This is a genomic window from Synechococcus sp. PCC 7335 (assembly GCF_000155595.1).
GTDB lineage: Bacteria > Cyanobacteriota > Cyanobacteriia > Phormidesmidales > Phormidesmidaceae > Phormidesmis.
This window is the reverse complement of record NZ_DS989910.1, coordinates 1-2,961: the sequence shown is the minus strand read 5'-3', so window position 1 is coordinate 2,961 and position 2,961 is coordinate 1. Positions and strand designations below refer to the sequence as shown.

The 2,961-nt window shown below is 53.6% G+C and carries 5 protein-coding genes and 1 pseudogene; 3 read left to right on the top strand and 3 right to left on the bottom strand.

Annotation, left to right across the window (positions count from 1 at the left end):
- Positions 1-257: 257 nt before the first annotated feature.
- Positions 258-476, top strand: a pseudogene (locus tag S7335_RS27200) (IS256 family transposase); the annotation flags it as partial.
- Here the strand turns inward: S7335_RS27200 and S7335_RS25530 are convergent.
- Together S7335_RS25530 and S7335_RS25525 are read right to left on the bottom strand one after the other, a co-directional pair.
- Positions 448-804 (bottom strand): hypothetical protein, encoded by a 357-nt coding sequence (locus S7335_RS25530; protein WP_038020486.1) that lies wholly within the window; start codon positions 802-804, stop codon positions 448-450. The pseudogene S7335_RS27200 and the gene S7335_RS25530 overlap by 29 nt on opposite strands.
- On the bottom strand, positions 797-1,105 hold the full coding sequence (locus S7335_RS25525; RefSeq protein WP_006458987.1) for a hypothetical protein: 309 nt from the start codon (positions 1,103-1,105) through the stop codon (positions 797-799). The genes S7335_RS25530 and S7335_RS25525 overlap by 8 nt, the downstream gene beginning before the upstream one ends.
- Before the next feature lie 260 nt (positions 1,106-1,365).
- Here S7335_RS25525 and S7335_RS25520 point away from each other — a divergent pair, with 260 nt between their 5' ends.
- Positions 1,366-1,557 carry a hypothetical protein gene (locus tag S7335_RS25520; protein WP_050766067.1) on the top strand — a complete coding sequence of 64 codons (192 nt, stop codon included), beginning with the start codon at positions 1,366-1,368 and terminating at the stop codon, positions 1,555-1,557.
- A 452-nt stretch (positions 1,558-2,009) separates the two neighbouring features.
- On the opposite strand, the gene S7335_RS28675 is transcribed toward S7335_RS25520, so the two are convergent.
- Positions 2,010-2,186: a hypothetical protein gene (locus tag S7335_RS28675; protein WP_198011507.1), complete on the bottom strand. Its 177-nt coding sequence runs from the start codon at positions 2,184-2,186 to the stop codon at positions 2,010-2,012.
- A 57-nt stretch (positions 2,187-2,243) separates the two neighbouring features.
- Between S7335_RS28675 and S7335_RS28670 the strand changes: the two genes are divergently transcribed.
- Positions 2,244-2,939 (top strand): DUF3854 domain-containing protein, encoded by a 696-nt coding sequence (locus S7335_RS28670; protein WP_198011506.1) that lies wholly within the window; start codon positions 2,244-2,246, stop codon positions 2,937-2,939.
- Positions 2,940-2,961 lie beyond the last annotated feature (22 nt).

The following is a 2,961-nucleotide window of genomic DNA, read 5'->3' as shown; positions in this document are numbered from 1 at the left end:
CCGTAGGGGAACGCCCAGACAAATCAGATTGAAACGAAGATCGATGGCAGTAGGACCAAGGCGAGCAGTAGAAGAAAAAGAAATGGATCGAGGCAGGGTAGAAGGTGGAAGGGTAAACATGGCAAAACTCATCGCAACCGGGCAGAAAAGAACAGCGCCAGCGAAACCGCTGGCGCTGCTGAAGTGACTCTATGTCGAGAGTGTCCATGATTTTGTGTAAGCGGTCTAACATCCCCAGTAGAAAAGGAGACCGCCCGATGGTACGCCAGAAAAAAGCACCTAACCGCGTTGACGACCTGCTCGATGAGTTGCTTGAAGATTGCAGCTCGACTGAAGATATCCTCGGTGAGTCTGGCCTGATGAGTCAGATCAAGAAGCGCCTCGTTGAACGCGCTCTAGCCGGTGAACTCAACCATCACCTCAAGTCAGAGCAACCAGATGAAAAACCTAGCAATAGTCGTAACGGCAGCTCGCGGGCAGTGCCGTACTCGTCGAACCAGGCGTGAACAAACTGATTGGTTTGGGCTTCGAGGCTGATAGCTGTTGGTGCAGCGCTGAGAAAGGGCTAGTCGCTTTCGCTGCCCCCTCGTTGAAGCCTGCTAGAAAGGCGCTGAACGCCTGCTGGTTCACGTACTCGGCGGTCTGTTGGCCGATAGCATATGCGTCTGCGGATACGTCACTGGCGAGCTGCTGGGCGACGGCCACGACTTCACCTTGAACGGTGCTGGCGGTGTTGAGGGCCTGTGGCTTTGAGGGCTGGAAAGCGCCTTGAGGATTGGCTTTACGAGGGTCTGTCTTAGGCATGTTTTCCGTACTCCTGATTGAGAAATTGAGTCGTTGTGCGGCCTACGGCCAGCGCTTCTAGATAGCGACCCAGCAGGCGAAGGTCATCGACTGTATAGAAGCCTGCGGCGTCGGGTTTGACACCGATGCGGTTGCGCCAGGTGCGCAGCGTTCCAGCGAGCACTGGGCCACCGCGTATCATGGCGGCAAATTCGCGCAGTTGAAACGGGGTCACCGGGTCATCTTTGGAATGGCGTAACACTTCTACGCCTTTGGCGTGCGACTCGTCTGAAACGCACACAAAACGCATAGATACTGACACGGGGGTTCTCCTCCTTGAAACGCTGGTTTTTGAGCAGACATCGAAGCGTTTCTGAATTTATTTGAGCTGGTCGTTAAACGGATCAGGCGTTTCGTGAAACGCCCTACAACGAGTCGAAATGTTACGACGTGCGATCGCTAAAAGAATGCTAAGCTACTTCAAAGTGACTGGCAAGCAACTTTGAAGTAGCTGGTTGTTTAAAAGTTGCTATAGAGTAGCGTTAGTGGCACATTTGAATGCGTAGTGACTACATAAACGACATGCCTAAGCGGGTTCACCTGACTTTGCCCGATCCGGTTCATGATGAATTGGTTCGATGGGCAACAGCCAGAGGTCAAGCGATCGCAACAGTAGGCGCAATTGCCCTAGAAATTGCGATCAAACAGGCAAGAGAAGCTGGAGAAATACCACCAGCAGAAGTCACTACAGTTGCAACCAAAAAGGAGAGTTAACAACAAAAGATTTATTTCGGATTACACACTAAAAAACGGCCCAAACCCGAGGGTTTAGACCGTTCTTCAGTTACGAGTTAAGCAAATCCTGTAGCCTTCAAAATTTGATAACTGACTAGATTGGCGTCATGACAGTTATTGAGTTTTCCCAAAGGGCGACAGGAACAATGTCGTGCGGGGCTCCGTACGTTGTTTTCATGGTACCCGATTTCTCGCATCTGCGTAAGCAGCCATGCGATCACACTTCTAAGCAATCCTTAAAACCTTCAAATCGTAAGGGTTTCGACAATGTAAAAAGTTTCCAACAATTTCATCAGAACTGCGCTTACACCCCTTTCCAAGTCACCCTTCTCGACCCGATCCCGTTAGATTACGCAGTCCTTTCCCCATCCCATCCCACCAGCGACTGCCCTCAAGCATCGATTCCCGAGCACCTAGCTCCCCCGGATCACCTAATCGAATGGCGAACCAGCCAAGCCACCGACCGCCTTATCTATGCCAACGTCCGCTACACCGACGGCGATGAAGCCGTAGACCTGCTTACCCACCACGCCATCGCCGAGATGGGAGGCCACGCTACCCAATACGCCACCACTCCCGTCATCAAACTGCGTCAGCGATACAGCCATGTCATGGAGGGGGGCTGGTGGGTCTCCGGCCTAGATCCCTTAAACGACTGGCAACCAATGGACTGGGGCCAGTTCAAACCCCAGAACCCCAGAACGAGCTGGAAGCATCCCGACAAAGTAATCAAATACGAAGCGCCCGCCAAACAAAGCACCCGCGCCCTCTTCCTGTCTCTTCCCTGGGCCGATGGACTGGGTATCGCCCAGCGCCACGAGCTTGGTCTTAACTATCAGTACCGCCTACAACAGGCCGTCCACGACATCTATCCCGACGCCGACGCCCTCAGCCACGCCCAAACCCTTGCCCTCGTCCTAGACCGTCACAACGCCGCTAACTCTGAAGACCAAGATAGAAACTTTTGGTCCTGGTGGCTCTCCAACCCAAAAGCCCCCATCGTCATCACCGAAGGCGCAAAAAAAGCAGGCGCCGCCCTCACCGCAGGTTACGCCACCATTTCGCTTCCTGGCGTCTACAACGGCTACCGCTCCAAAGACCGCCTCGGCAACCCCATCGACCCGGTTCTCATCCCGGACATCCAAGCCATCGTCGGCAATGAGCGCCCGATCATCCTTGCCTTCGACGAAGACGAGAAACCTAACACCCGCCGCCACGTCGGTATCGCCATCAGCCGCTTTAGCCAACTGCTAATCAACGCACGCTGCCACGTCAGCATCGCCCAATGGTCTCCCAAACAAGGCAAAGGACTCGATGACCTAATCGCTAACCAAGCACAGATGCCTTCCATAAGCGATTAACTCGGCCCTTACCTTTGAAGAA

Bases quoted from the DNA above. Each gene is read 5' to 3' on its own strand.
- S7335_RS28675 (WP_198011507.1), bottom strand. From the start codon at position 2,186: ATGGCTGTATCGCTGACGCAGTTTGATGACGGGAGTGGTGGCGTATTG.
- S7335_RS28670 (WP_198011506.1), top strand. From the start codon at position 2,244: ATGGACTGGGGCCAGTTCAAACCCCAGAACCCCAGAACGAGCTGGAAG.
- S7335_RS25520 (WP_050766067.1), top strand. From the start codon at position 1,366: ATGCCTAAGCGGGTTCACCTGACTTTGCCCGATCCGGTTCATGATGAA.
- S7335_RS25530 (WP_038020486.1), bottom strand. From the start codon at position 804: ATGCCTAAGACAGACCCTCGTAAAGCCAATCCTCAAGGCGCTTTCCAG.